This window comes from Terriglobia bacterium (genome assembly GCA_036496425.1).
Taxonomy (GTDB): Bacteria; Acidobacteriota; Terriglobia; order 20CM-2-55-15; family 20CM-2-55-15; genus 20CM-2-55-15.
Map to the genome: position 1 here is coordinate 1 of DASXLG010000337.1, position 26426 is coordinate 26426.

Consider the following 26426-nt stretch of genomic DNA (forward strand, 5'->3'; position numbering starts at 1 on the left):
AATATAGCTTCCATGGTTACGGGTATTTGGACGCCCGTAAAACCAAAAGGTTGTGGCCGCCAACGACGCTAATTCCGCAAATCAGTTAGCGGGCTCGGTGGAATTGGCGGCTGTCCCAATAATAAGCCTTTTCCCGACGACAAGGCGAGTTGTGGAAAGGTGGTTCCAGGTCTTGAGCTTATCGACGCTCGTGTTGAAGCGGGCCGCGATTTTGGCCAGAGTGTCCCCGGCCCGGATCGTGTAATACCTTGATGTACGGGTACTTGCGGACGTCGTCGTCGCTTTGGCCTGCTTGACGGGCTGCGGGGGTGTGCTTTCGCTCATCGGGATGATGAGCGTATGGCCGACTTTCAGAACCGGGGTCTTGCCGAGATCATTGGCCTGGACGAGCTGAGAGGTTGAGGTGCCGTATTTCCTGGCAATGATACTTAACGTGTCGCCCTTCCGGACCACGTGCTCCCGGAACAGGACCCGCTTCGCTTCCGGTAATGAGGAAATCTGTTCGTTGAATTTGTCGGCGTAGCCTTTTGGCAGGATCAACTGAAAATCCGGGTCATCCGGCGGCGTCGTCCAGCGCAGGACGTGCGTGTTCAAATTCCGCAGCTCTTCGACCGGCATGTCGAGGGCCTCGGCGATTACCCGAAGATCCGTGGCTTTGTCCACCGAAACCCGCTCGGTTTCGACGGGCTGCGCCGACACAACCATGAATCCGTATTTCTCCGGGTTCTTCCCGATGATCGTCAGCGCCAGAATGTTCGGAACGTAGTTGATAGTCTCTTTCGGCAGGGCTTTCTTTTCGGCCAGAGTCCAGAAGTTATCCGCCCCGGTCTTGTCGAGCGCGCGCTGGACACGCACCGGGCCGGCGTTGTACGCAGCCATGGCCAGATACCAGTCGCCGAACATCTGATACAGATCCTTCAAGTGGCGGGCCGCCGCACGGGTGGACTTCTCGGGATCCGACCGCTCGTCGATCCACCAGGTCTGCCGCAGCCCGTATTCCTTGCCGCGCGACGAGATGAATTGCCACATGCCTTTCGCCGCCGCCCGGGACACTGCCCTCGGCTCGAAGGCGCTCTCCGCCTGGCACAAGTAAATTAGGTCGAGCGGTACGCCTTCCTCTTTCAGGATGCGTTCGATCATCGGCTGATACTTGCCGATGCGCTCCAGGCCGAATTCCATCGCCCCATGCCCGCGGCCGTTCTGGTAGTAATCCAGGAATCCCAGGACCCGGTCGTTGATCTCGATTGGCAGGTCGTGCGAGATCTCTTTGACTTCGTCTTCAACTGTTTTCTTGAGTCTGGGATCGATCAGGGTGGGGAAGGTTTCGACATGCTCGAGGTTATCGATGGCGGCCGGCTGGTCCGATTGATCCGTAAATCCGTCGCCTTCGCGCAGGGCCGCCAGTTCCATCGCATTGACCTTGCCGACCAGGTCCATCAGCTCCTTCTGCAGCTTCGGCTCCTTCGGGTAGCTCGCCGCGGTGTCCAGGACCAGGTCGATCGCGCCGTTGAACTCGTCCTTAGCACGCTTCAGAAAACCTTGCTGATAAAGACCTTCGCCCTTCTCGAACCGGGTTTGCGCTTCCAGGATGGTCAGCTCGATCGGATCGTTGAAGTTGATTTCGGGAAGCTGCGAGGGAATCGCCGCCATCACCGGCTCCGGATGCGCTTCAATAATCCTGGGTGCGGCAGGCGGCGTTACTTTGACTACCTTCGGCGCAGGAACGCTACAGGCGGTCAGGCCGCAGATGACGCCGATGACACCGATTGTTTTCGCTACACCCAATAAATCACTCCCATAACACAAAAGCCACTAATCCGTAGATTTTTAAGGTCTCGTGACTTAGTGGCTTCCAAAAAGAAATGCCAGCTTACACGAGCAGCGCACGGGTGTCAAACTCACCCGCGGCCGGCCTTCCAAAGTCACCGATATCGCCCCGAGCCGGTCGGTTCGAAGTGCCGGCAAGGCGGACTCGTGCGGGTGGCCGAACGGGTTGTTCGCGCCCACCGATATGACCCGGACCGCGGCCCAGGGGCGGACCCGCACGCCCCGGCTGCCGTGGTGCGGAACCTTCAGAATGTCGACCCGATCGGGAACCTGGAGGCTCTTTTCGATGTCCCCGGTCAGCAATGCCGACGCCCCACCCTCTTTTAACAGCAGGACCACCGAATCGTTGTTCTGATCGTTCTTTTTCGGTCTCCAGGACGCCGGAGGATGGAGCACCGTGAAGGGGCCGACCTGCTGCCCCGCCGTCACCCACCGGATCGGAATCTGCTTTTTCTGAACCGCTTCGATCAACTCCCTATACCTCGGAATCATCGGATTGCGTCCCAGCCACATCTCGCTGACCTTGAAGTTCTCGATGACGCTGAACAACCCGTCCATGTGATCGTTGTGCGCGTGCGTCAGAACCACCGCATCCAGCCTCCGGATGCCGCGCGAGAACAGGTACGGCGACAGGACACTCTCTCCGACCGAGAATGTGCTTTCGTCCCGCAGGTCGAGAAAGCGTCCGGCTGCAACGCCTCCGCCATCCACCAGCATCCGGTATCCGGAAGGGAATTCGATCAGCGTCGCGTCGCCCTGCCCCACATCGAGAAACGTCAACGTCGTGACTTTGGGCGGCGCCGGCGGAAAATTCCCGAACATCATGGTGAGTTGCAGCGCGACGACTCCGGCGATTCCCGGCCAACATAAGCGCTTCCACCGCTTGTGGATAGCCAATACAAGAATAGCCGCCGCCAGCCCGTACAAGATCCAGACCCAGACAGGCGGCGACGGAACACGAACCGTCGCGTACGGAATCTGAAGTGCCAGATCGAGTGTCTTTAACAAAATATCGAGCAGGTTCGTCACCAACCATGCGGTCAGCGCTGCCGCCGGCCCAGGGAGGAAAGCCAGCAGCAGCGCCAGCGGAGTCACGATCGCGGTTATGATCCCCGCAGGGAGATTCATCAACGGCGAGATCGGCGACAGCCGATGAAATGACTCCACCATGAACACCGTGAAAACCATCTCGACCGAGAGCGAGACGATCAGCGCCTCGCCCGTCACCAGCAGAAAGCGGTAAGGGAGCGTCACCACCCAGGCCGGCACGCCATGCAGTTCGCACCAGACGCGCTTCGAGACACGCCAGTCGGACACTTCGATCGGCAGGTTGGAGTCTTTCGAAGCGTCGCTGAAATCCTTCAACCCGTCGCGCAGCCGTCCGAAGACCCAGCGTCCGGCCGGCATGCCGATTCCCATCACTGCGAGCACCGCGGCGAAGGTCATTTGAAAACTCGGATCGTCGAGCGAATTCGGATCGATCAATAAAAGGAAGAAGGCCGTCCCGGCGAGCGTGTTGAAAGCCGCGTAGCCGCGGTCGAGCAACTTGCCGGCGATTACAAACATTACGGCAATCGCTGCGCGATCCACCGGCGCTCCGCCTTCCGCCAGGGCGGCGTAGCTCAGCGCGCATGCCAGAACGAATAAGAGCCGCGTTCGTCTTTTCCATGGCAATAAACGGGCCAGCCACATGGCCGTGCCCGCGATCACAGCGAGATTGAAGCCCGACACCACAACCAGGTGATACAAACCACCCGCTTGAAACTGCCGCTCAATCTCCGGCGTCAGGCCGTATTTCCGGCCCAGCACCATTCCCAGAACCAGGCCCGCGATCTCCGGCCTCGATGCAAACGGCGCCGCCAACCTGGCTTGTATCCAAAGCTTGATCCGATCGGGCGCGTGCCATCCCCGGTCCAGAACCTTTATAAGGCGTGGGTTCCGGATCGTGCCGGTCCAGTAGATGCCTTGCCGCTCCAGATAGCGCCGATAGTCGAACACCCCCGGATCAAGGTACACGGCCGGACGGTGCAACTTCACCACGATCTCTACCCGGTCGCCGGAGCCGAGACCCAACGCGTCGAACAACGCGCGTTGCTCCGGGTCCTCGAGAAACTCCGTCAGACGTGCCCTACCATTTTGCAATTGCACATCCAAATAAACGCCCTCGCCGCGCCACTCCGGCGCGCGCGTCAGCGTACCCACGACCCTGGCCGCGGTGTCGCCCGGATCCGGGAGCGCTAAAGGTGGCTCGAGACAGGAATGGAAAATCGACCAGAGAACCGCAAACAGGAGGGGAATCGCCACTGCTTTCGCCTTTCGTCAGTGGCAAAGGGCGTCACTATTCTAGCCGCAGATGACGCGGATGACACGGATTTATCTGCGTGATCTGTGTCATCTGCGGTTAAGCTTCAAAAACCCCAATAAGCTCGATGTGATACGTGTTGGGAAACTGATCGACCATGGTCAGCTTCTTCAGCGTCCCGAACTTCGCCGCCTCCCGTGCAAAAGTCGCCGGATTACATGAAATGTAAACCACCCGCCTCGGTTTCATGGCGGCGATTTGGTCCGCCACTTTGAGCCCACATCCACTTCGCGGAGGGTCGAGGACTACCACATCCGGCTCCAGCGCCGCCCCGCGAAGGGTGGCATCGGCTTGCCCCTCGACGAACCGCACCGACCACGTCTTGTTCGCCGCCGCATTGTCCCGGGCCTGGCGCGCCGCCGCGCGATTCGATTCGATCGCAATGACCTCTTTCGCGGTCTGCGCCATCGGGATTGTGAAAAATCCAACGCCGGAATAGAGCTCGAGAACACGCCCTTCGGCGTATTGCGCCACCTCTTTGATGAAAGGCGCGAGCAGGAATCGATTCGCCTGGAAGAATGTGTCGGCCGTCACGCGATAGTGGAAGCCGTCCACTTCGATGGTCGCGCGTCTGGATCGCTCGATATTCCCTGAAGGCAGTACGAAACTCGCCACCACCTCAGGCGCGCTGAGCGCCTGAACTTCTGCCGCTTCGCCCGCATCGACGGTGGGGATGAACGCGTTCAGCTCCGGCACAAGCGATGCGCATTGTTGAATCGGACCATTGACGAATCCGAGCTTGCGGTCGAACACATGAAACGTTGCGCGAAGACGATAGTTGAGATCGGGACCGGTGATGCGATGGATCTCACCGTCCCAGTCGAGATGGCCGACGCGCTTCAACGTCTCGCGGATGATGGATTCTTTGTAATCGAGCTGTCTGGCATACCGGATGTGCTGCCAGTGACAACAGCCTTCGGTCTCGAAGTTGGGGCAGGTCGGGGTCTGCCGGTCGGGAGATGGCTCGAGCAGCCGGGTGATGCGTGCGCTGGAGTAGTCTTTCTTCTTCTCCGTGATTTCAACCTCGACCACGTCGCCGATCGCCGTGCGGGGAACGAACACGACCCCCTGATCGGTGCGGGCCAGGCCGTCACCGCCGTAGACAAGTTTTTCGATGGTTAGCTGCATAAGGAAAAAGGTGCGCGCTTCCCGCGCGGGCATTTCAACAAGGTCGCGCGCTGTTGCGCGTATCCTTATTACTAAACTGCTTGCCTGAAGGGCCTGCCTGAATTGAGCGATCAACATTCCCCGCCTTTCCAAGGCGGGGTGGCTGCGCGCACCAAAGATTCCCAGATCGCGCGCAGACGGGGCGGTTAGTAGATTCCATCAACAAACAAGGTGCGCTTCGCGGTTCTTTGCCAACCACTATTATTGCTTCGCCCTACCGGGCTCGCGCTTCGCGCCCGCCCTCGGCTTCTAACGATTTGATGCCTCGGGCACCCCTCCTTGAAAACGGAGGGGAATGGTCTGCCTCAAACTGCACCTTACAGAAGCTCCCGCAAAGCGGCTCCTTTTTCAGATTCCCCCTCAAATCAAATAAAACAAACTCAGCCTCGGCACGTTATACCTCTCCAGCAGCTTCCTCCTCCACATCTGCTGCTCCAGCATCATGAGCTGCGCGGCCGTCATCGTCGAGCGGAACGGATTCAACTCCCCATCCACCTCCCGCTTCACCTCCACCATCGTTTTATCATCCGCCGTGAACTTCAGTTTTGCGATCAGCTTCTCTTCCAGCGCGCTCAGTGTCTGTTCCGCCGCTCGCAGGTCTCTCACATCCACCGCGCGGATGCTCGCCGCGATCCCTTCGTCCAGCTTCCCAACCTCTTCCGCGAGCTTCACGACGTACCCCGTCACCTCCGACTCCTGAAAATCCGGCAGCCGCGGCGCTTCGCTTGTGAGTTCTTTCTGCTCGGTCAGCACCTCCTCCACGGCCTTGACGCAGTATGCCAGGTGTGTGATGTCCCGCTTCGCGCGGGAGAAGGCGCGATCAATCCCCTGAAGCACGGTCTCCAGCGGCACGCCCCGCTGGCTCCAGTTCTCAATGAGAACGAAATCCAGGGTGCTGATCAAAGTCCAGCTTTTGCGTTTGGATTGGTAGAAGCTTTCGATCTCGGTAAAGTAGTTGGAATAATTTTGCATTTAGAAATCGCAGAATTATTTGATCCAGCCTCCGCCGACCACAACCTCATCCCAATAGAACACGGCGCCCTGTCCCGGCGTGACGGCGCGCTGCGGCTCGTCGAATTCGACCATCACCTCTCCATCGACGCCCGACACCACCGCCGGCTTCGGCTCGAATCGATTCCGGATCTGGACCTCGCAGCGGAGCGGCTCCCGCAGCCCATCCACCGCGATCCAGTTCACATCGCGGACGGCGAACTTCCGCTTCACCGGGTCTTCTCCGATCACCACCCGATTCAGTTCCGGCTCAATCTTCACCACGTACTGGGGCTTGCCCGTCGCGACGAGTCCCTTTCTCTGCCCGACCGTGAACTTGTGAATCCCGCCGTGCTGGCCGACCACCTCGCCCCTCTCCGTGACGATCTCGCCTGCGGCCGGCGTCTGCTCTCCCGCGTATTCCGCGACGAAGTCCGCATATGACCGTCCCTCCACGAAGCAGATCTCCTGCGACTCGGCCTTCTCCGACGTCGCCAGCCCGGCGCGCCGTGCGATCTCGCGGACTTCCGGCTTTGTCAGCTCGCCTAGCGGGAAAACCGTCTTCGAAAGCTGTTCCTGCGTGAGCCCGAACAGAAAATAGGACTGGTCCTTCTTGCGGTCGCGTCCGCGAAGCAACAGCCATCGGCCCGTTGCGTTGTCGAACTTCACCCGCGCATAGTGTCCGGTCGCGACGCGATCGGCTCCGATGCCGGCGGCCTTCTCGACCAGGTGGTGAAACTTCACATAGTTGTTGCAAAGGATGCACGGGCTCGGCGTCTCGCCGCGCAGATACGTTGCGACGAACGGCGCCACGACGGTGGCCTCGAAATCCTTCTCGAGATTCAGAACGTAGTAGGGAATTCCCAGCTGCATCGCGACCCGCCGAGCGTCCCAGAGATCGTCGAGCGAGCAGCAGCGGCCGTTGTCGCGCCACAGCTGCATCGACAGGCCGACGATCTGTTCGCCGCGCTCTTTCAGCAGGACCGCGGTCGCCGAAGAATCGACGCCGCCGCTCATGGCTACTGCAATCATGGGTGCGCCCCTAGAATCCTTTCAAAACTTTCTGGATCGCGTCGGAGGCCAGCACGCTGCAATGGATCTTGGACCCGGGCAGGCCGCCGAGCGCGTCCGCGATCTGCTCCTTGGTGATGGCGCGGGCCGCGCCGAGATCCAGGCCGATGATCATTTCTGTCGCATACGAGCTGGTCGCGATGGCGGCGCTGCAGCCCTGTGCCTTGAATTTCGCGTCGGCGACGCGGGAATGAGTCTCGTCGAGCTTGACCCATAGCCTCATGACGTCGCCGCAGACAGGATTGGACACCTCGGCGACGGCATCGGCGTTGTGGAGCTCGCCCACACAGCGCGGGTTCTGGAAGTAATCGAGCAGCTTCTCGGAATAGGGCACAAGGTAGTGTAAGGGAAAAGGAGCGCGCACGGGAAGGGGTTGACAGCTGAGCATGGCGCTGCGCGGGCATTTCAATAAGGTGGCGCGCGGAGCGCGCATCGTTTTACTAAACTTCGTGCCGAAGAGTCCGGCCCTTAGCTGCCCGCCTAACTCAGCTGGAGAGCTAATAATTCGAGACGGGCCCATTCCCCGCCTTTCCAAGGCGGGGTGCTCGAGCGATCAAAAAACGTTAGAACGCGAGGGCGGGGCGGTTGGTAAAGAACCGCGAAGCGCTCCTTACTTTGAAGGAGCCGCTTCGCGGAGCTTTGAACGGACAGGCGGGGAGTTTGATGGAAATTCCTAACCGCCCCGTCTGCGCGCGAATCTGAGAAACTTTGATGCGCGCAGCCACCCCGCCTTGGAAAGGCGGGGAATGGCGCCGTCTCGCTTCCACCGCATCTCGCTCAATTCAGGCTGGGTCTTCAGGTAGGCGCGCACCTTATTGAGATGCTCGCGCAGCATCACGGTCCGGCCTCACACCGGCCCTACGCGCGCTCCTTCTTGTAATACGGCGACAGCTCCCTCAATCTCTCCACAATCCCCGGCAGCACTTCGACCACGTAATCCACATCCTCCTCCGCCGTCATGCCGCTCAGGCTCAACCTTAAACTCCCGTGCGCCTCATCCGGCGTCTTCCCGATGGCGGTCAGCACATGCGACGGTTCGAGACTTCCCGACGAGCACGCCGAGCCTGTCGACACCGCGACTCCTTTCAAATCCAGCGAGATCACCAGCCCTTCGCCTTCCGCGAAGTCCACCATGATGTTCGAGGTATTCGGAATCCTCTCCACGTCCTCCGCATTCACGTGGATCAGCTCGATTCTCGCCTTGAGCTCGCGCTCCAGCCGGTCTCGCATCCCTCGCACCCGGCCGGCGTCCGACGCCAGGCCGGCAGCGGCCAACTTCGCCGCCTCTCCAAACCCGACAATCCCGGCAACATTCTCCGTCCCCGACCTCCGATTCCGCTCGTGCCCGCCGCCCGTCAGCAGCGGCTTCAGCGTCGTCCCTTTCTTCACGAACAACGCGCCGACGCCCTTCGGTCCGTGGATTTTGTGGGCCGACATCGAATACAGGTCCACTCCCAGCTTCTTCACATCCACTGGAATCTTCCCCGTCGACTGCACGCCGTCCGAGTGAAACCACACATCCGCCTCCGCCGCGATCTTTCCGATCTCGGCGATCGGCTCCACCGTTCCAATCTCGTTATTCGCGTGCATGATCGTGATCAGCACCGTATCCGGCCGCAGCGCCTTCCGCACAGCGTCCGGATCGACGACGCCGTCGCGTGAAACCCCGAGCCAGGTGACCTCGAAGCCCTGCTTCTCCAAGTCCCGGCAGGTGTGCATTACGGCATGGTGCTCGATTTTCGACGTGATGATGTGCCCGCCCGTCTTCAGACCCGCAATCCCTCGGATCGCGAAGTTGTCCGCTTCGGTCCCTCCGCTGACGAACACGATCTCCGAGGTCTCCGCCCCGATCAGCTTCGCAACATGTTTCCGCGCGTCGTCCATCAGCGCTTTCGCGATCTGGCCGTACCAGTGGATCGACGACGCGTTTCCGAAACTCTCGGTGAACACGGGCATCATCGCGGCCGCCACCTCTGGCCGCATCGGTGTCGTTGCGTTACTATCTAAATAGACTCGTCGCATGTTTCTTCACGCTTAATAAATGATTATAACGCTCACAACCGACTTCGGCCTGTCCGATCCCTTCGTGGGAATCATGAAAGGCGTGATCCTCAGCATCGCGCCCGAGGCCCAGGTCGTGGATATCTGCCACGAAGTTCGCTCGTACGACATCATTGAAGGCGCGTTCCTGATCGACAGCACCTTTAAATATTTTCCGGAAGGCACCATCCACGTGGTTGTGGTCGATCCGGGTGTCGGGTCGGTTCGCCGGCCGATCGCCGCTCAGGCGCACGGGCACGTTTTCGTGGCGCCGGACAACGGCGTGCTTTCGGCGGTTTACGAACCGGCGAGCCAGGTCCATCACATCACGAACCGGAGCCTCTTCCTCGACTCCGTCAGCCAGACGTTCCATGGCCGCGACATCTTCTCGCCCGTCGCGGCGCATATGTCGAAGGGCATTCCGATCGATTCGGCCGGGCCGCGTATCCTCGATTTCCTGAAGAAGCCGCTCCCGAAACCCCGGCCAAAAGGCGACCGGCTCGTAGGAACCGTCCTCCGCATCGACAAGTTCGGAAACATCATCACGAACCTGCGCCTTAGGGATCTTGCCGCCGAGTTCACCATTCATGTGGCCGGCTTGCCGATTACCCGTCTTTATTCGAGTTTTTCGGATGCTGAGCCCGGCGAATTTTTCGCGATCGAAGGCAGTGCCGGCTTCATCGAGCTCGCCCTCGATCAGGGATCGGCTGCCGACAAGCTGAATGTCGGACGCGGCACTGAAATCGAGGTAGAAAGTGGTTTGCTAAATCACTAGAATCTATTCGCGTAATTTGCGTAATTTGCCGCAGAGGATCTCACACAAATGAAGGCTGGTCTAGAAGACATCATCGCAGGGGAATCCGGGATTTGCTACATCGATGGGATGAAGGGCATCCTCGCGTATCGCGGATATAACATTCACGAGCTTGCCACCAACTCGACATTCGAAGAGACCTGCCACCTGCTCTGGTTCGGCCGCCTTCCGAATGCCGCCGAGCTCGCCGACACAAGCAAAAAAATGGCCGCCAACCGCGCCATCCCGCCGCAGGTGATCGACGCGATGAAGGCCATGCCCAAAAAAGCGCTTCCGATGGAAGTGTTGCGCACGGCCACGTCGACGCTCTCGATGTACGACCCTGAAGCCGAAGACATGTCGCCCGAAGCCAATCTGCGCAAGGCCATCAAGCTTACGGCGCAGACCGCGACCATTGTCACCGCCTTCCACCGTATCCGCAGCGGTAACGACGTCGTGCCGCCCCGTTCCGACCTCAGCCACGCCGGCAACTTCGCCTACATGCTGAACGGCGCGCCGCCGAACGAAACGATCACGAAGGCCCTCGACATCGCGCTCATCCTTCACGCCGACCACGAATGGAACGCCTCGACCTTTGCCGCCCGCGTCACCGCCGCGACCCTGAGCGACATTTACTCGGCTGTCACGTCCGGTATCGGCGCGCTGAAAGGACCCCTCCACGGCGGTGCCAACGAAGCCGTTATGCGCATGCTGCTCGACATCAACGATCCGGCGCGCGTCGACGACTACGTTCGCAATCTCTTTGCGCAGAAGAAAAAGATCATGGGCTTCGGCCATCGCGTCTACCACACCGAAGATCCCCGCGCCACGCACCTCCGCCGCATGTCGAAGGAAGCCTGCGAGCGCGCCGGCCAGGCCAAGTGGTACCAGATGTCGGCGCGGATCGAAGAACTCGTGAAGGCGGAAAAGAAACTCAACCCGAACGTCGACTTCTATTCCGCCAGTACGTACTACGTCAGCGGAATGCCCATCGACCTGTTCACGCCGTTCTTTGCCGTGAGCCGCATGTCCGGCTGGACGGCCCATGTCCTCGAACAATATTCGAACAACCGGCTGATCCGGCCTCGAGCCGAGTACACGGGCCCGGCGCCGGATTTAAAATGGGCGCCACTCCACACCCGCTGATCAAAGACTGGGAAATCCAGATCGATACCTGGCCGCGCAAGATCATCGCGATCACGCTGGTCCTGGTCGCCTGCGGCACGCTCATCTACCGCACATGGTGGCTCTTCCTCGCTGCCTGGATCACCCGCAACAAGCCGCCCGATCCCGGCATCTACGAACTTGCCACCCGGTACGATCCGAAAAACGCCGATTACCACTTCATCCTCGCGCAGCTCTACAACTACTCGACCCAGAATCTGAATATCCAGCGCGCCGGAGAGGAGTACGAGAAAGCCGTCGAACTGAATCCGTATCGCGCCGAACACTGGAAGGAACTGTCCAAATTCTACGAGCAGCAGGGAAATCCGGACAAAGCCCGCAACGCAATGAAGATGGCCCTCGAGCGCGATCCGAATTACGCCCAGACGCACTGGGCCGCCGCCAACCTCTATATACGGTTGAATGACCTCAAGTCGGCGGATTACGAGCTGCGGAGGACCGCGGACCTGGATGTCACGTATCTCACGCAGGTCCTCGATCTGGTGTGGAGATTCTACGAGGACCCCGATCGCATTATGTCCACCGATGTCCCGAACTCCAAAGACGCGGACCTCACCGCCCTCAACTACTTCATCGGACAGAAAAGCGAACGCGGCGCGGCCATCGCCTGGACGAAGCTGAAGACGTTCGAGACGAAACCGCAGGAGAGGTTCAGCTACATCGATTATCTGGTCGGATTAGGAAAGCCGCATGAGGCTTGGGATGCGTTTTCCTATCCCGGGACGCCGCCGTCGTTGCTCTTTAATGAGTCGTTCGAGACCGATCCGCTCAACGGGGGATTCGATTGGAGATTCGCTACGAACGACCACGCCGAAGCGCGGAGGGATACGACCACCGCCAAAGACGGGCTGGCCTCGTGGCTCGTGACATTCGACGGAACGGAGAATGTCGATTACGCGGGGCTGGCACACTGGATTCCCGTGTCGAAGGGCAAGGAGTATCGCCTGTCGTTCTGGATGAAGACGGAAGCGATCTCCACCAATGAAGGGATGTTCGTCGAGGTCGACGGCCAGGCCTCGGAGAAACAGATCGGCACAACCTACTGGCAGCAGTTCACGATTCCATTTACGGCCAGCTCGGACCTGATGACCGTCAGGCTCAGACGGGTGCCCTCGAAGAAGTTCGATAACATGCTGAAGGGGAAGGTGTGGCTGGACGCGTTCGAGGTGAAGTAGGCGCGGGGGGAAGGAGCGCGCGCGGGGTGGGTGTGAGACCTGCACATGGTGCTGCGCGACCGTTTCAATAAGGTGGCGCGCTGTTGCGCGCATCCTTCTACTAAACGGCTTGCCCGAGATGACCGTCCTGAATTGAGCGAGTCCCATTCCCCGCCTTTCCAAGGCGGGGTGGCTGCGCCATCAATAAAATGGTCTCGTTCCTTAGCGGCGCAGACGGGGCGGTTAGTAAGTTCCATCAACAAATAAGGAGCGCTACGCGGTTCGTTACTAACCACCCCGCCCTCGCGTTTCTAACGATATTTGATCGCTCGGGCACCCCTCCTTGAAAACGGAGGGGAATGGGCCCGCCTCTCTTTTATAGCCGCCTCTTCAGGCGCTGTTCGGCTCTCACACCACCTCGAGCGCGCTCCTCATTCCAAATAGCTCTTAATCCTCTCCAGCACCCAGTCCAGATTCTCCTTCAACTCCACATTCTCAAATCGGATCACCTTCAAGCCTTGAGCCTCCAGAAACTTTGTCCTTCGCTCCTCATACACATCGACTGTGGGCGAAAAATGCGCATCGCCATCGAGCTCGATCACCAGCTTTTTCTCGGGACAATAAAAGTCGACAATGTAGCAATCTATGCTGATTTGCCGCCGGAACTTGCACCCCAGCAGTTGCCGTCGCTGAAGACACTTCCAGAGCACCGCTTCCGCCGCCGTCGACTCATTCCGCAGGCATTTCCGGAACTTCTTCTTTGATGGATGGTTCACTTTCACCGGACTCACAACCCTGCCCCGAGCAAGCCACGGACCAAATACCACTGCGCCTCCGTGCTATGCTTCCTCTGTGATCGACATCCACTCCCACATTCTCCCCGACATCGACGACGGCGCGCGTTCGCTTGAAGAGGCCGTCGAGATGGCGCGCATTGCAGTCGATGACGGCATCGAGTACATGGTCTCCACGCCCCACATGTACAACGGGCTCTCCGGCAATCCCGAGCCCTCCGAAATCCTCGAACGGGTTGCCGCCCTCAATGAAGCCATCAACGATCCAAAGGGGCTGAAGATCCTTCCCGGCAATGAAGTCCACGTCTCCCACGAAATCGCGGAGCAGGCGCGCAACAACCGCGTGACGAAGATCAACCAGCGGAATTACATGCTGGTCGAGTTTCCCCAGCTGACCGTCCCCATCGGCGCCGACGAGCTGTTCTATAAGCTGCTGCTGCAGGGCGTCCGGCCGATCCTGGTTCATCCGGAGCGCAACGGACAGATTCAGGCGAACCCCGCGATCGTGGCGCAGTACGTCGAGCGGGGAGTTTTCATTCAGGTAACGGCGATGTCGGTGACCGGCGAGTTCGGCCCGATCGCGCACGCGACGGCGGAGAAATTGCTGCGGCACAACTGCGTGCACTTCCTCGCGACGGATACGCATCGGACGAAGAGCCGTCCGCCGATCCTGAGCCGGGGGAGAGATGCGGCGGCGCTGTTGATCGGGGAGCAGAAGGCGGCGGCATTGGTCGAGGCGAACCCTCGGGCGGTGATCAACGGGGAAGCGCTGCATGTGGAGCCGGTGATCCCGTTCGGGAACGGGACGCGGGACAAGAAGAAGTCGTTCTTTTCGCGTTTTTTTTAAAAGGAGCGCGCACGGGGAGGGTGAGAGACCTGCACATGATGCTGCGCGGGCATCTCAAAAAGGTGGCGCGCTGCTGCGCGCATCCTTCTACTAAACTGGAGGCCTCAAGAGGCCGGCACAGGTGTGAGACGGCCCCATTCCCCGCCTTTCCAAGGCGGGGTGGCTGCGCCATTAACTAAATGGTCTCGTTCCTTAGCGGCGCAGACGGGGTGGTTAGTAACTTCCATCAACAAAATAAGGTGCGCTGCGCGGTTCGTTACTAACCACTATCATTGCTTCGCCCTATCGGGCTCGCGCTTCGCGCCCGTCCGCGCGGTTAAGGAGGCTTCGCAGCTTTTGTTGATCGCGCGTCCACCCCTCCTTGAAAACGGAGGGGAATGGGCCCATCTCTTCCTTATAGCCGGCCTCTTACCGGTTCGCAGTTTAGTGAAAGGTCCGCCCGCTAGGGCGCTCCGTATTGAAATGCCCGCGCAGAGCCCAGTTCCGTTCTCAAACGACCCTTCGCGCGCTCCTTTTAGTGATACCGCGTCGTAAACGACGTATTCACCGTCGCGCTCGGGTAGATCGGTGTCAGCGTATAGATATTTGCCACGCCGATACGTCCGTTCAGCGGCTCTGCATACACCGTATACGACCCCGCCGGCAGGCCCTGAATCGTATACAACCCCGAGGGGTCGCTCAGCGTGCTCGCGGCCGGCTGGCCGCTCGCATTCACCGCCACCACGATCGCTCCGAACACGGGTGTCCCGGACGTCGTTTTTACCTGCCCCGTCAGCGTTCCCATCTGGGCAAACGTCGCGGGCGGATACAGTGTGGACATCCCGGCGATATCGTCGGTCGAAGGATTCCGCTGGTACATGAATCCCAGCGCGGTCGTCCAGAACATCGTGGACGACGTGTTGGTTGCATGATCCATCCCGAAGAAGTGTCCGATTTCATGTGTCGCAACACCCTGAAGATCAACTTGGTTGGCTCCCGGCGTCGGGTTCAGCGAGAACGGAAACGCGCTGCTGAATGCTATGTCGGATTCCATGATTTCTCCGGCGAACTTGACGGTTCGGCCCACGCCATCCGGCCCCGGCGTATCGAACGCGAACGGGTAGGTTAGGGCCAGAACGTTTACCGGCAGAACCGTCGAACCGGGGTTGGTCGTAATGAGGTTGACGCCGTCAAATTTGTCTACCGCGGTGCCCGCCATCGCATTCGCGCCCTGCGTCGCGGAAACAGTCCCGACGGCAGTCGTCCACGCCCCAAAAGCGGAGGCCAAAACCGAACCCAACGTCCGCGACCCCGTCAGGTTGGTTCCCTGCGTGGGGTCCAACTGCCACGACACCGGGAAAGTGCTGCTGTCCCAACGGGAATTAAGGATGGTTACCCCGTCCGTAGCCAGGATTTTTTGTGTCCAGTAGGCGCGCAGCGGCCGGACGGCCACGATTGTCGTCAATATCAATGCCACCGCTAACAGGCCGTAAATCTTCTTCATCTTCATTTCAGCAACCCCCGGATCTGCGCCTTGAAACTGTCGAGCGGTTTGCGGTCCACCGGTCCTGCTTCGGAGAATTGTCCGGTTTGCGGATCCAGCATTCGCACGCCTGCCGAGTTGGTGATGGCGAAACTGTTGACGATGTCGTACTTGCCCTGGCCGAGGCCGACGAGATCGAAGGTCCCGTCCTTACGGTCGCGGGCAAACACGATCACCTGGTCGCCCGGTTTGAACACCGGCATTCCCGGAACGTCGAGATGCAGCGATCCGACCTTCCCGCCCGGATGCCGCAACAGAATCGTGCGGCGCGGCCCGCCTTTCATGCCTTCGTCGACGCGGATCGACGTGTAGGTATAAATCGATTGGTTTTCCCACCGCATGTCGACGGATTCGACGGTGCCCTGCACGATGGCATCGGATTTGGAGACCAGTTCCTGCAACTCCATCTTCATTACCGTCGTCGCGAAAGCGGGCGCCGCCATCAGTGCGGCGATCATCACGAGTTGGATCAGTTTGCGGCTCATTGGATGATCATTCCTCCTGTCAAAGTCGATATGTCGCCGTTCGGATTCGTCGCTATTAAAGTCCTCGGCCCGGCCGCCGCGCTCGACGACGCCGTAATGGTGAATTCCAGCTGGGTCGAGCTCAAGAAGGTAAAGCCGCTGATCGTGACATCTCCCGGCCCCGATGCGGAAATGATCGTCGACGCCGAGAAATTGCCGCCGATAATGAAGACCTGCGTGGCGGTTCCTTTGGTCAGCGCGACCGGCTGCGAATAGGCGAAACCCGCGCTCGTCGTGCCGATGGCGGTAAAGCTCAGGGTTCCCGCCGGCGCCGGCACGAAAATGTCGGCTCCGGTCGTGATCGCTCCGGAACTGACCGTCAGAGGCGTCGCGACCGACGATCCGCCCGCCGCCGTCACCTGAAGAATAATGGACGCCGAGGACTGCGATCCGTTGCTCACAAACACCGGCCCGGTGATTGCATTCGCCGGCACCACCGCGGTCAACGACGTCGAGGTCTGGCTCGCCGGCGTCGCCGGTGTGGTTCCAGAACTCGAACTGAAGTTGATCACGCTGCTCGCCGTAAATCCGGTTCCGTTCAGCGTGATGGATCCTCCTACCGCCGCCGTCGTCGGCAGGATCGACGTCAGCGTGACCGGCGCGCCAGTAATCGTGGATGTCTGGTTCAGTGGAAGCGGTTGACCACTCGGACGCACGAACGACAAGGTGCCGGCGGTGGCTTGTCCTTTATATCCGCTGAACAGGATGAACTGCGTCTTGAAGCCAAAGCCGTCCGCGATCTGCGGAAAGTCATATTCACCCGTGGGCGGCGTTCCGTTTTCTTCGGTCGCCGGCGTCGTGGTTTCCAGGAATTCGCCGGCCCGCTCGTTGAAACGGATGCGGAGCGAAACAACCGAGATCTGAGGCGTCGACGTTCGGATCCGCAGGATGCCCTGGAAGGGCAGCGTCAGGGTCGGAAAGACATCGGTCAGGAATTTCGCGAACTGCCCATTGGCGACGATCGGCAGCGTTGCGGAATACGTCGTCGAGTTCCCGTCCGGCGTGAACAGATCGAGCGTTATCGAGCCTGCGGTTGAGGATGCATTCGCCACCGCGAATCCGGTGGAGTACGACCCGGGATTTCCGAAGCTTGTCGTCGCTTCCACATAAGTCCGAAAGGTGGTGCCGAGACTCGAAGGAACGCCGGCCTGGGTAATAATGGTGTTTGTCCCGAAAGAAAATACCCCAAGCGAAAACGGGGTAACCGAACCGGATGCCGGAGTCACCACGACCGAGCCTGTCGCCGGCTGGATACTGGAGGCGTTGGTTCCCACAGTCGACAACTTATACGAAGTATGCGACGGGATACTGTAACTGAATGACGTGGCCGTCGTGCCGTTCGCCGTCAGGCTGAGCGGTGCCCCGGTGGACCCGGTCAGAAACTGAATGGTTCCCGTGATTGTATTGTTCGTTGGATTCACCAGCAGAACCGATGTCGTCCAGCCGGCGCCGTCGGCGAATTGCGCCAGAACGGCAGGCGATGTCGATGGGGTGAAGCCCGGGTCCAGGTCGAGTACCGGCAGCGTGGTGAACAACCCTTCGCCGCGAGCGTTGGTGTACTGCTGCAAAGCAACAACCGAGATCGGCACGTTCGAGCTGAATGAGAACGTCCCCTGGAAATTCAGCGGAACGTTCCAGTTCGACTGCTCCAGGTACGACGCGCTCTGTGCGCCGGCCGCCAGAGGAAAGGCGCCGCTCCCGACATCGACCCCGCTGGTATTGGTAAAGGTGTAACTGATCGCAGCGTCCGTCGTGCCCGGATTCGCAATCGCCAGGCCGATATCCGTACCGGCGCCCGTGAACCCGTTCGGTCCGACTTCGGCATAAATCCTTCCGTTTTTGATCAGCGGCGACGCCGGAACTCCCGCTTCGCCGACCAGGACATTCGCCGGCGTATAACCATAGATGGCAACACCCGACGGCGTCGTCTGGCCTGAAGCCGGCAGTATCCGCCCATACCCGACGCTGGCTGCGGTTCCGTCCGTTTTGGTCGAAATCGCACTCTTATCCACTAGAGAAAACGGGGTCGACGCCGACTGGCTATACCCGGGGAAGGGAATCGCCGCCAGCAACAAAAGAAAGAATACACTCCTGATTCGCACTCAGCCTCCATGCGCAAAAATAGCGGGGCTATGGTAACGCCGTGCCATTTTCCGGTCCAATAGAACTTTGGAGGGGGGCACAAATGAGCGCGCGCCGGGCGGGTTTGAGACCCGGAAAGGGCGCGGCGCGGGCATTTCAAGGAGGAGCGCCCTGGCGGGCGACCTTGTTTACTAAACCGCGAGCGTGGGCGGGGCTATGAGATAGAGCCGTGCCCATTCCCCTCCGTTTTCAAGGAGGGGTGCCCGAGCGATCAAATGTCGTTAGAACGCGAGGACGGGGTGGTTAGTTACGAACCGCGCAGCGCACCTTATTTGTTGATGGAATTTCCTAACCGCCCCGTCTGCGCGCGATCTGGGAAACTTTGATGCGCGCAGCCACCCCGCCTTGAAAAGGCGGGGAATGGCGCCTGTCTCTCCTTAAAGCGCCCGTCTCCCTTTTATAGATGTCCGCGCGCAGCGCGCTCCTTGCTACTATCCCCAGGTGTCCAATGTCCCCACCATCCTCGTCACCGGCGGCGCCGGCCACGTCGGCTCGCACCTGATCGAGCTCCTGCTCTCCTCCCGGCCCGCCCCCCGCGTGATCGCCCTCGACAACTATTTCACCGGCCGTGAGGCCAACCACATCCCCGGCGCGGAGTACCGCCGCGGCCACACCAAGGACATCTCAACCCTGGTCCCCGAAACGCCGGATATGGTCTACCACCTCGGCGAGTACGCCCGCATCGCGCCGTCTTTCGACGACGTCGCCCAGGTCTACGACATGAACATCGCCGGGACCTTCGCTGTCGCCGAATTCTGCCGCCACCGCAAGGTCCGCAAGCTGGTCTACTCGGCCTCGAGCACCCGGTTCGCGATCGAAGGCGACGGCCGCCACCAGAACCCGTACTCGTTCACCAAGTCCGTCAACGTCGATCTCATCAACGACTATGGCCGCTGGTACGATCTGCCCTACGCGATCTGCTACTTCTACAACGCGTTTGGCCCGCGTGAAACCGCCGGCGGCAAATATGCCACGCTGATTGCCGGCTTCGAGCGCAGCCACCGTCTCGGCGAACCCCTCACAGTCGTCCGGCCCGGGACCCAGCGCCGTGCCTTCACCTACGTGAAAGACCTCGCCCGCGGCATCCTCCTGGCCGGCGAAAAAGGACACGGCGACGGCTATACCCTCGGCACCACCAAAAGTTATTCCGTGCTCGAAATCGCCGAAGCCTTCGGCGGGAAGATTGAAATGATCGAGGGATACCCCGGTCGCGCCGAGTCGGAAAATGATCCCGCTAAAGCCCGCGACGAGCTCGGCTGGGCGCCGACGCTCGACGTCATGGATTACATTCGCCGCGTCCGAGGCTCTATAAAGTAAGTTCTTCTGACATTCGTGCCTGCAGGCTAAATCAGTCTTCGTCGATTTCGGCGAACAGTTGAGATACCGGGAAATTCAATGTGATGCTGCCGGGCAGCGTTAAGTCGATAGCGGACAACGCGATGATTTCGAGGCTGCCCCCTACGAAAGTCCATGCTCGTCTGTTTTCAGGATCCATGACGACGATATTCGGCACAGCGATTCTTTGGTAATCGAAACACCTGTCGACAATGTCGTCGAAGGTATCCTCAGGAGATTTGATCTCCACGATGACGGCGGGTGGATCGACGACAACTCGTCCTTTTGTGTAGGGAACTCCCAGGATGAGGAGATCCGGAACCCTGTAGCGCCGGGCTGCACTGTCGACCAGAAGCCTGGTCTCGGGGAATACTCGAATGCGGTGCGTTTTCCGAAATTGTCCAAAGTAGATACAAAGTATTGCTTGCAATGAGCCATGCTGTTGCGTACCCACATTCCGCCTCACGAGAACGCCGTCCACGTAATCCATGTCCGGTTTGTAGCTGGTGTTCAGGTATTCATCCACTGAAACCCAAATTACTGTGTTTTTCATAAGGCGATCACTCAAAGTATAGCGCGTCGCCGCTGACCGGCCCGTCCTTGGCGAACAGCAGGCACTCTTGCGGCCTTTCGGCGGAGCCCAATCTACAACAACTTGGAAAATCTAATCCGGCGAAACGCCGATAACTTTGTCCTGGATATCGCCGACTTCGCGAAAAGGAGAAAGAGTTCGCGGGAAATTCCGCTAACTCCGCGAATTCATTGGCGGAATTGCGCAATTGGCGGCTAACTTCTTCTCTGAATGATTTGGCTCCTGGCGATTCTCGGCGTGTTTGTGATTCAGGTGATCCACCTGTCGATCGTCCTGAAATGGTCGGACGACCGAACCACAGGCTTGAATTACTATGGGCTCCCGGCAGCCGGACGGGATCGCTTCAAGCGCCGGCTCCGGTTCCACGCCGCGATTCTCCGCCCGATCCTCTGGCTCAACACCCGGAGCGGCAAGCTGGACTTCCGCAAGGCGCGAATCGTGTACAAAGGCATCTCGGCGCCTACCGGAAGCTGCAGCCTGGAAACCTTCGCAAAGGCCGAAGCCTACCTGCCCCGTCCGGAAGACGTCTTTGTCGTGACGCAGATGCGCTGCGGCACGACCTGGATGCAGCACATCGTCTACCAGGTTCTTTACCGGGGAAACGGCGATCTGGTCGAGACCGGCCGCGAACTGTACGCCGTCTCGCCGTGGCTCGAAGGCCGCCGCAGCGTCCCGATCGAGCAGGCGCCGCTGCTGGGCATCGACCGGCCCTCACGCCTCATCAAGACACACCTGCCGGTCCGGCTCTGCCCCTTCAGCCCCGCCTCCCGCTACATTTACGTCGGGCGCCACCCCGCCGCCTGCTTCGCCAGTTGTATCGATTTTCTCGCCACGAACCTCGGAGCGATGACCCCCGGCCTTCCGCAGTTCGAAGAATGGTTCACGTCGCCGGACCTGATGTGGTGGGGAACCTGGACCGACCACCTGAACGGATGGCGCGATCGCGCGCGAAAGGAACCTAACGTCCTATTCGTGACCTTCGAGGAGATGCAAGGCGAAGCGCAAGCGCGGCAGCGCGCAGCCTCAATAAACGGCCTGCCCGCGATCATCCAACGCGTCGCCGCCTTCCTCGATCTGCCGCTGCTGACCGGACCGGAGCTCGAGAACGCCGTCTACAAGACGGGCTTCAAATACATGCAGGAACACCAGGACAATTTCGAGATGCAGCCGCCGCACCTTTTCCAGCCTTCCGCGAAGCTCTTCGTCAGCGGCAGCGGGGAGCGGCGCCTGGATGTGCCGGAGGAGGTGCGGATACGGATCGAGGCCTGGGCACGCAAGACAACAGACTATTGACTGGTTACCTGACCGCCGCGCCGTTTTGCGACGACGGGAGGAACCGTGAAGAAGATTTTCCGGACGCGGTTATGGTTGAAGTCGGCGATCAGCAGGTTGCCGCTTGGATCGACGGCGAGACCGGCAGGCAGCAATGAAGAATTAATCGCGGGTCCGCCATCGCCAAGTGAGTCGATGTCGCCCTCACCTGCTATTGTTGAGATTGTTCCCATCGAGTCGACTTTGCGAACACGGTTGGAGCCACTGTCTGCAATAAAGATATTGCCCGCCTGATCGACGGCCACACTGATCGGCGTTTCCAATTGCGCCTGCGTCGCCAGGCGGCCATCGCCGCCGGAACCGTAGTTTCCCGACCCCGCCACAGTGGTTATGATGCCGTTCGGAGTTACTTTGCGAATTCGCCGGTTTCCATAATCGGCGATGAAAATGTTTCCGGAACCATCGACAGTGACGCCGGTGGGCGAATAGAGGCTGGCAGCCGCCGCCTGTCCGCCGTCGCCACTGAACGCGGCAGTGCCGTTACCCGCGACGGTTGTGATGATTCCTCCCGCGGTCACCTTGCGGATGCGATGATTCTGCGAGTCGGCTATGTAAACATTACCCGCCGCGTCGGTTGCCACGCTTACGGGGGAACTGATCTGGGCAAGAGTGGCCTGGCCGCCGTCGCCATTGAAGTTGGATGCGCCATTTCCAGCGAACGTGTTGATGATGCCGTTCGATGTGACTATGCGGATGCGGTTATTGTCGTGATCAGATATGAACAAATTGCCTGCATTATCCTGTGCAGCGGCCGTCGGACTGGTAACAGTCGCCGCAGTGGCCTGGCCGCCGTCGCCGCTGAAACCATAGGACCCATTACCTGCGACTGTATTGATGATGCCGCCAGGACTGACCTTGCGAATTCGCTCATGGTTTGTATCTGCGATGTAAACGTTTCCCGCGGCATCTGCGGCAACACCGTTAGGTCCGTAAAGGCCTGCCGCTGTTGCCGGACCGCCGTCTCCCTTGAAATCCGTCGTACCATCCCCGGCAAAAGTGAATATCACGCCGGACGGCCCAAGCGGCGCCGCCGTGAAACCGCTGAATGGAGTGGTGCTCGAGTTTGTGGTCGTTACCGTAACAGTCCTGACGCCCGTCGGCGCCGCTGCCGCTACTGTTATGAGGACGGGAATACTGGTGTCGGTCGCTCCCGGCATGATCGTTGCGCTTACGCCGGTTCCACTGAAACCTACAGAGGTGACGCCGGTCAAGCTAGATCCGGTGATAACGGCGGTTACGGAAAATCCTTGAGTGCCGATTGACGGTGAGATTCCTGTTATGGCGGGCCTGGCGACGATGAAACCATTGAACGCGGCTGACGTCCCACCTGGCGTCATCACCGTCAAGAGCTGCGGGCCCAGGGGGGCGCCTGCCCCGATAGTAATGATGACAGGCAGGCTCTCATCGGTCCCGCCCGCATCGATTGCCGCCGAAACACCTGTTCCGCTGAAGCTGACGGCAGAAGCGGAAGTCAACGACGTTCCGCTGATGACAGCCGATACAGATGTGCCGACGATTCCCCTGTTCGGTGTGATGCCGGTAATCGCCGCGAGCAAAACGGCATTCGTGACAGTGAAACCGCTGAATGCCTCAGACGTTCCGGCCGGGGTAGTGACTTCAATGGTGCGGAGCCCAGGCACCGCATCGGCTGCGATGGTGATCGTCACGGGCAGGCTCTGGTCCGTGCCACCGGCTCCTATCGATGCTGTAACACCTGTTCCGCTGAATGAAACAGCCGTCGCGTTCGACAGCGAAGAACCGCTGATGGTGGCGGAGAGCATCATCCCCTGGGCTCCTGAAAATGGTGAAATGCCCATCACGGAGGGCAGGCTCGGATCGGTCGTGAAGACGACTTTGCGGACGCGATTATTCGTCTCGCCGATGTAAAGGTTCCCGCTGCCATCGATGGCAATTGCTGCCGGCGATATCCCGGCTGAAGTCGCCTGACCGCCATCGCCGCTGAATCCAAACATCCCGTTGCCCGCAACGGTGGTGATGATTCCAAGCTGGTTCACCATTCGCACCCGCCCGCTGTTGCCGGCAATGAACACATTTCCGGACGCGTCAACGGCAACGCTCCCGGGATGGTTCAGGGGAGCCAAAGTTGCAGGACCATCATCTCCGCCGTAGTCGGCGGCTCCGGTACCGGCCAAAGTACTGATGACACCCCCCGGGCTGACTTTACGGATTCGATTGTTCTGGCTGTCGGCGATGAATACATTTCCAGAATTGTCGATAGCTATGCCCGCCGGGCTGTTCAGCATGGCGGAAACGGCCGGTCCGCCATCGCCTCCGAAGCCCGCGATGCCGGTGCCGGCCAGAGTGCTGATCGTGCCGCCGGGCCTGATGATCCGAACACGATTATCATCGGCGACGTAAATGTTTCCGGATGTGTCGACGGCAACTGCGGATGGCACGTTCATTTGTGCGATGGACGCGGGGCCGCCGTCGCCCGAAAATCCGCTGTTTCCGCTGCCTGCGACAGTAGAAATCACGCCGCCTGAAGTAATCTCGCGGATACGGTTATTTAAGCTGTCCGCAGCAAAAATATTTCCTTGCCCGTCGATAGCCACAGCGAATGGATCTTTCAGTTGGGCGGACAGCGCTGGGCCGCCATCGCCCGAAAATCCCGGAATCCCGTTGCCCGCAACAGATGTGACAACCTCGACCGGCGTGAGCTTACGGACCCGGGCATTCTGAGCATCCGCGACTAAAAGATTACCGGCGCCATCGACGGCAAGGCCGGCGGGCAAGTTGATTTGCGCAAAAAGCGCAGCCGGGCCATCTCCATCGAATCCAGGTACGCCGCTGCCCGCTAACGGTGTAATGATCCCCGCAGCATTGACCTTGCGCACACGATTGTTGTCGCGATCGGCGATCACCAGCTCGCCTGCAGGGGTGATCGCCAGACCCGCCGGACCGTTGAGTTGAGCTGATGCAGCCGGCCCGCCATCCCCGGCGGATCCGGCAGACCCATTTCCTGCGACCGTGGTGATGATTCCAGCCGAGTTGACTTCACGAACGACGCCATTCCGGAAATCGGCAATGAAAAGGTTTCCGGCCGCATCCAGCTTGACGTCAATCGGGCCGCTGAGTTGCGCAGATGCCGCGGGACCGCCGTCGCCGCTGTAGGCGGCCGCGCCTGTTCCGGCGACCGTAATGATGGTGCCCGCTGCAGTCGCTTCGCGAATTCGATTGTTGAAGAAATCGGCGATAAAGAGATTGCCGCTTCCATCCACCGCCACGGCGGACGGCTGAGAAAGTTGTGCATTCAGTGGAGATCCGCCGTCTCCGCCGAACCCTGCATCGCCTGTGCCCGCGACAGTAGTTATCGATCCGTCCGTGCTTACCTTTCGGATGCGATTATTCTTCGTATCGGCGATGAAAAGATTTCCGCCGGAATCGATCGTGACGTTGCTCGGGGAGTTCAGGCTCGCGCTTGTTGCAGATCCGCCGTCACCGCCAAAGGTGGCCATTCCATTGCCAGCGACCGTGCTGATCACGCCCCCTGGAGTCACCTTGCGAATGCGATTGTTGCCCGCATCGGCAATGAACAGGTTACCCAACGGGTCGACAGCCACACGCTCCGGGGCATTGAGTGTCGCCAGAGTTGCAGCCGCCCCGTCTCCTGTGCCGCCGGCAGCGCCCGTGCCGGCTACGGTGCTGATCTGAAGGTTGGGTGTGAGTTTTCGAACGCGATTGCCGACGCTGTCCGCAATAAAGATGTTTCCGCCGCTGTCGGTTGCAACGCCAAAAGGCGAGGAAAGATTCGCAGCGTTGTAACCATCCCCGCTGTAACCCGCAAGGCCCGTCCCAAGAACAGTAGTAATGATGCTCGGTCTTGGAGCGGATGTGACCAGCAATCCGCTGAATGTATCGGAATTGCCGGCCGGCGTCATGACAGTCATCATACGAACACCTGTCGGAGCTGTCGCGTCCACGGTTCCATGGATAACAATGCTCGTCGCGCTGCTTACTGCGGAAACAACCGCTGTTACGCCGTTTCCGCTGAAAAGAACTGCTGAAGCTCCGGTGAGACTCGTTCCGGAGACGGTTGCAGTGAATGCCGCGCCTTGCGCAACAGAGGAGGGTGAAATCGACTTCACAGAGATGGGGTTGGCTTGCTGGACGTTGAACCCGCTGAAAGGACTGGACGTCCCAGCCGGTGTGGTCAAAGTTATTGTGCGCACCCCAGTTGCGGCTCCGGTTGCAACCGTGACGCTAACCTGCACTCTCGTGCTCGTTGGAACACCCGCAACCACACCCGTCACACCTGTTCCGCTGAACGTAACTGCCGTGGCACCGGCGAGATTCAGGCCGGTAATTGTGACTGGAATCGTTGTGCCGGGGATTGCCTCTGCCGGACTGATCGCGGTGACTGTCGGGGCACTTGCCGCCGAAACCGAAAACCCGTTGAAAGCCGCTGAAATCTCATCCGGCGTGGTGACGACGAGGCTCTGCGCACCAACAGGTGCATTGGCGGAAATCGAAATCGTTACCGGCAGACTTGTGGCCGTTGCAGTTCCCGAAATTGTGGCGAAAACCCCGGGCCCGCTAAAGGCCACCGAGGTTACTCCGCTCAGGTTTGATCCGGTGATGGTCGCGGGAATCACGCTCCCCTGTGCCCCGGACGAAACGCTCAACGACGAAATGGCCGGGGTGCTGGGATTGATTGTGAAACCGCTAAATCGATTGGATGTTCCATTCGGTGTGGTCACCGTAGCGCCATGCAGCCCTGTGGAAGCCGTC

20 protein-coding genes are annotated in these 26426 nt (G+C 59.8%); 7 read left to right on the forward strand and 13 right to left on the reverse strand.

Features of this window, described 5'->3' with window-relative positions; all coding sequences use genetic code 11:
* Positions 1–81: 81 nt before the first annotated feature.
* From VGK48_24345 to VGK48_24375, 7 genes are all read right to left on the reverse strand, one after another.
* Entirely contained in the window at positions 82–1785 is a 1704-nt protein-coding gene (locus tag VGK48_24345) for a LysM peptidoglycan-binding domain-containing protein (protein ID HEY2384318.1), read from the reverse strand.
* Between the two features lie 57 nt (positions 1786–1842).
* The gene (locus VGK48_24350; GenBank protein ID HEY2384319.1) at positions 1843–4131 is read right to left on the reverse strand and encodes a ComEC/Rec2 family competence protein; all 2289 of its coding nucleotides are present in this window, start codon (positions 4129–4131) and stop codon (positions 1843–1845) included.
* Between the two features lie 97 nt (positions 4132–4228).
* Positions 4229–5317 (reverse strand): class I SAM-dependent RNA methyltransferase, encoded by a 1089-nt coding sequence (locus VGK48_24355; GenBank protein HEY2384320.1) that lies wholly within the window; start codon positions 5315–5317, stop codon positions 4229–4231.
* 399 nt (positions 5318–5716) lie between these two features.
* Complete coding sequence (locus VGK48_24360) at positions 5717–6328, reverse strand: hypothetical protein (GenBank protein HEY2384321.1); 612 nt, start codon at positions 6326–6328, stop codon at positions 5717–5719.
* Positions 6329–6343: 15 nt separating this feature from the next.
* Positions 6344–7378 (reverse strand): tRNA 2-thiouridine(34) synthase MnmA, encoded by a 1035-nt coding sequence (gene mnmA / locus VGK48_24365; protein HEY2384322.1) that lies wholly within the window; start codon positions 7376–7378, stop codon positions 6344–6346.
* A 10-nt stretch (positions 7379–7388) separates the two neighbouring features.
* Positions 7389–7751 carry an iron-sulfur cluster assembly scaffold protein gene (locus VGK48_24370; GenBank protein HEY2384323.1) on the reverse strand — a complete coding sequence of 121 codons (363 nt, stop codon included), beginning with the start codon at positions 7749–7751 and terminating at the stop codon, positions 7389–7391.
* 524 nt (positions 7752–8275) lie between these two features.
* On the reverse strand, positions 8276–9439 hold the full coding sequence (locus VGK48_24375; GenBank protein HEY2384324.1) for a cysteine desulfurase family protein: 1164 nt from the start codon (positions 9437–9439) through the stop codon (positions 8276–8278).
* A 19-nt stretch (positions 9440–9458) separates the two neighbouring features.
* On the opposite strand from VGK48_24375, the gene VGK48_24380 reads away from it, so the two are divergent.
* From VGK48_24380 to VGK48_24390, 3 genes are read left to right on the forward strand one after another with little or no spacing between them, the layout of a single operon-like run.
* Complete coding sequence (locus VGK48_24380) at positions 9459–10232, forward strand: SAM-dependent chlorinase/fluorinase (protein HEY2384325.1); 774 nt, start codon at positions 9459–9461, stop codon at positions 10230–10232.
* A 48-nt stretch (positions 10233–10280) separates the two neighbouring features.
* Positions 10281–11396 (forward strand): citrate synthase, encoded by a 1116-nt coding sequence (locus VGK48_24385; GenBank protein ID HEY2384326.1) that lies wholly within the window; start codon positions 10281–10283, stop codon positions 11394–11396.
* On the forward strand, positions 11372–12610 hold the full coding sequence (locus VGK48_24390) for a tetratricopeptide repeat protein (GenBank protein HEY2384327.1): 1239 nt from the start codon (positions 11372–11374) through the stop codon (positions 12608–12610). Before VGK48_24385 ends, VGK48_24390 begins: the two co-directional genes overlap by 25 nt.
* A gap of 410 nt (positions 12611–13020) precedes the next feature.
* On the opposite strand, the gene VGK48_24395 is transcribed toward VGK48_24390, so the two are convergent.
* Positions 13021–13380 (reverse strand): endonuclease domain-containing protein, encoded by a 360-nt coding sequence (locus VGK48_24395; GenBank protein ID HEY2384328.1) that lies wholly within the window; start codon positions 13378–13380, stop codon positions 13021–13023.
* A gap of 61 nt (positions 13381–13441) precedes the next feature.
* Here VGK48_24395 and VGK48_24400 point away from each other — a divergent pair, with 61 nt between their 5' ends.
* A complete protein-coding gene (locus VGK48_24400; GenBank protein ID HEY2384329.1) occupies positions 13442–14230 on the forward strand; it encodes a CpsB/CapC family capsule biosynthesis tyrosine phosphatase in 789 nt (262 codons plus the stop codon).
* 514 nt (positions 14231–14744) lie between these two features.
* Here VGK48_24400 and VGK48_24405 read toward each other — a convergent pair.
* From VGK48_24405 to VGK48_24415, 3 genes are read right to left on the reverse strand one after another with little or no spacing between them, the layout of a single operon-like run.
* Entirely contained in the window at positions 14745–15719 is a 975-nt protein-coding gene (locus VGK48_24405) for a matrixin family metalloprotease (protein HEY2384330.1), read from the reverse strand.
* Positions 15716–16237: a hypothetical protein gene (locus tag VGK48_24410; protein ID HEY2384331.1), complete on the reverse strand. Its 522-nt coding sequence runs from the start codon at positions 16235–16237 to the stop codon at positions 15716–15718. Before VGK48_24410 ends, VGK48_24405 begins: the two co-directional genes overlap by 4 nt.
* Entirely contained in the window at positions 16234–18378 is a 2145-nt protein-coding gene (locus VGK48_24415; GenBank protein ID HEY2384332.1) for a hypothetical protein, read from the reverse strand. The genes VGK48_24410 and VGK48_24415 overlap by 4 nt, the downstream gene beginning before the upstream one ends.
* A 481-nt stretch (positions 18379–18859) precedes the next feature.
* On the opposite strand from VGK48_24415, the gene VGK48_24420 reads away from it, so the two are divergent.
* Positions 18860–19735, forward strand: a complete 876-nt coding sequence (locus VGK48_24420; GenBank protein HEY2384333.1) for an NAD-dependent epimerase/dehydratase family protein — start codon at positions 18860–18862, stop codon at positions 19733–19735.
* Between the two features lie 31 nt (positions 19736–19766).
* On the opposite strand, the gene VGK48_24425 is transcribed toward VGK48_24420, so the two are convergent.
* Entirely contained in the window at positions 19767–20306 is a 540-nt protein-coding gene (locus tag VGK48_24425; protein ID HEY2384334.1) for a Uma2 family endonuclease, read from the reverse strand.
* 249 nt (positions 20307–20555) lie between these two features.
* On the opposite strand from VGK48_24425, the gene VGK48_24430 reads away from it, so the two are divergent.
* The gene (locus VGK48_24430; protein ID HEY2384335.1) at positions 20556–21638 is read left to right on the forward strand and encodes a sulfotransferase domain-containing protein; all 1083 of its coding nucleotides are present in this window, start codon (positions 20556–20558) and stop codon (positions 21636–21638) included.
* Here the strand turns inward: VGK48_24430 and VGK48_24435 are convergent.
* Positions 21632–25588, reverse strand: coding sequence for an NHL repeat-containing protein (locus tag VGK48_24435; protein HEY2384336.1), 3957 nt, complete (start codon positions 25586–25588; stop codon positions 21632–21634). The two genes, VGK48_24430 and VGK48_24435, sit on opposite strands and share 7 nt — an antisense overlap.
* Here VGK48_24435 and VGK48_24440 point away from each other — a divergent pair.
* A partial coding sequence (locus VGK48_24440) for a hypothetical protein (GenBank protein ID HEY2384337.1) occupies positions 25575–26426 on the forward strand: 852 nt, incomplete at its 3' end. The two genes, VGK48_24435 and VGK48_24440, sit on opposite strands and share 14 nt — an antisense overlap.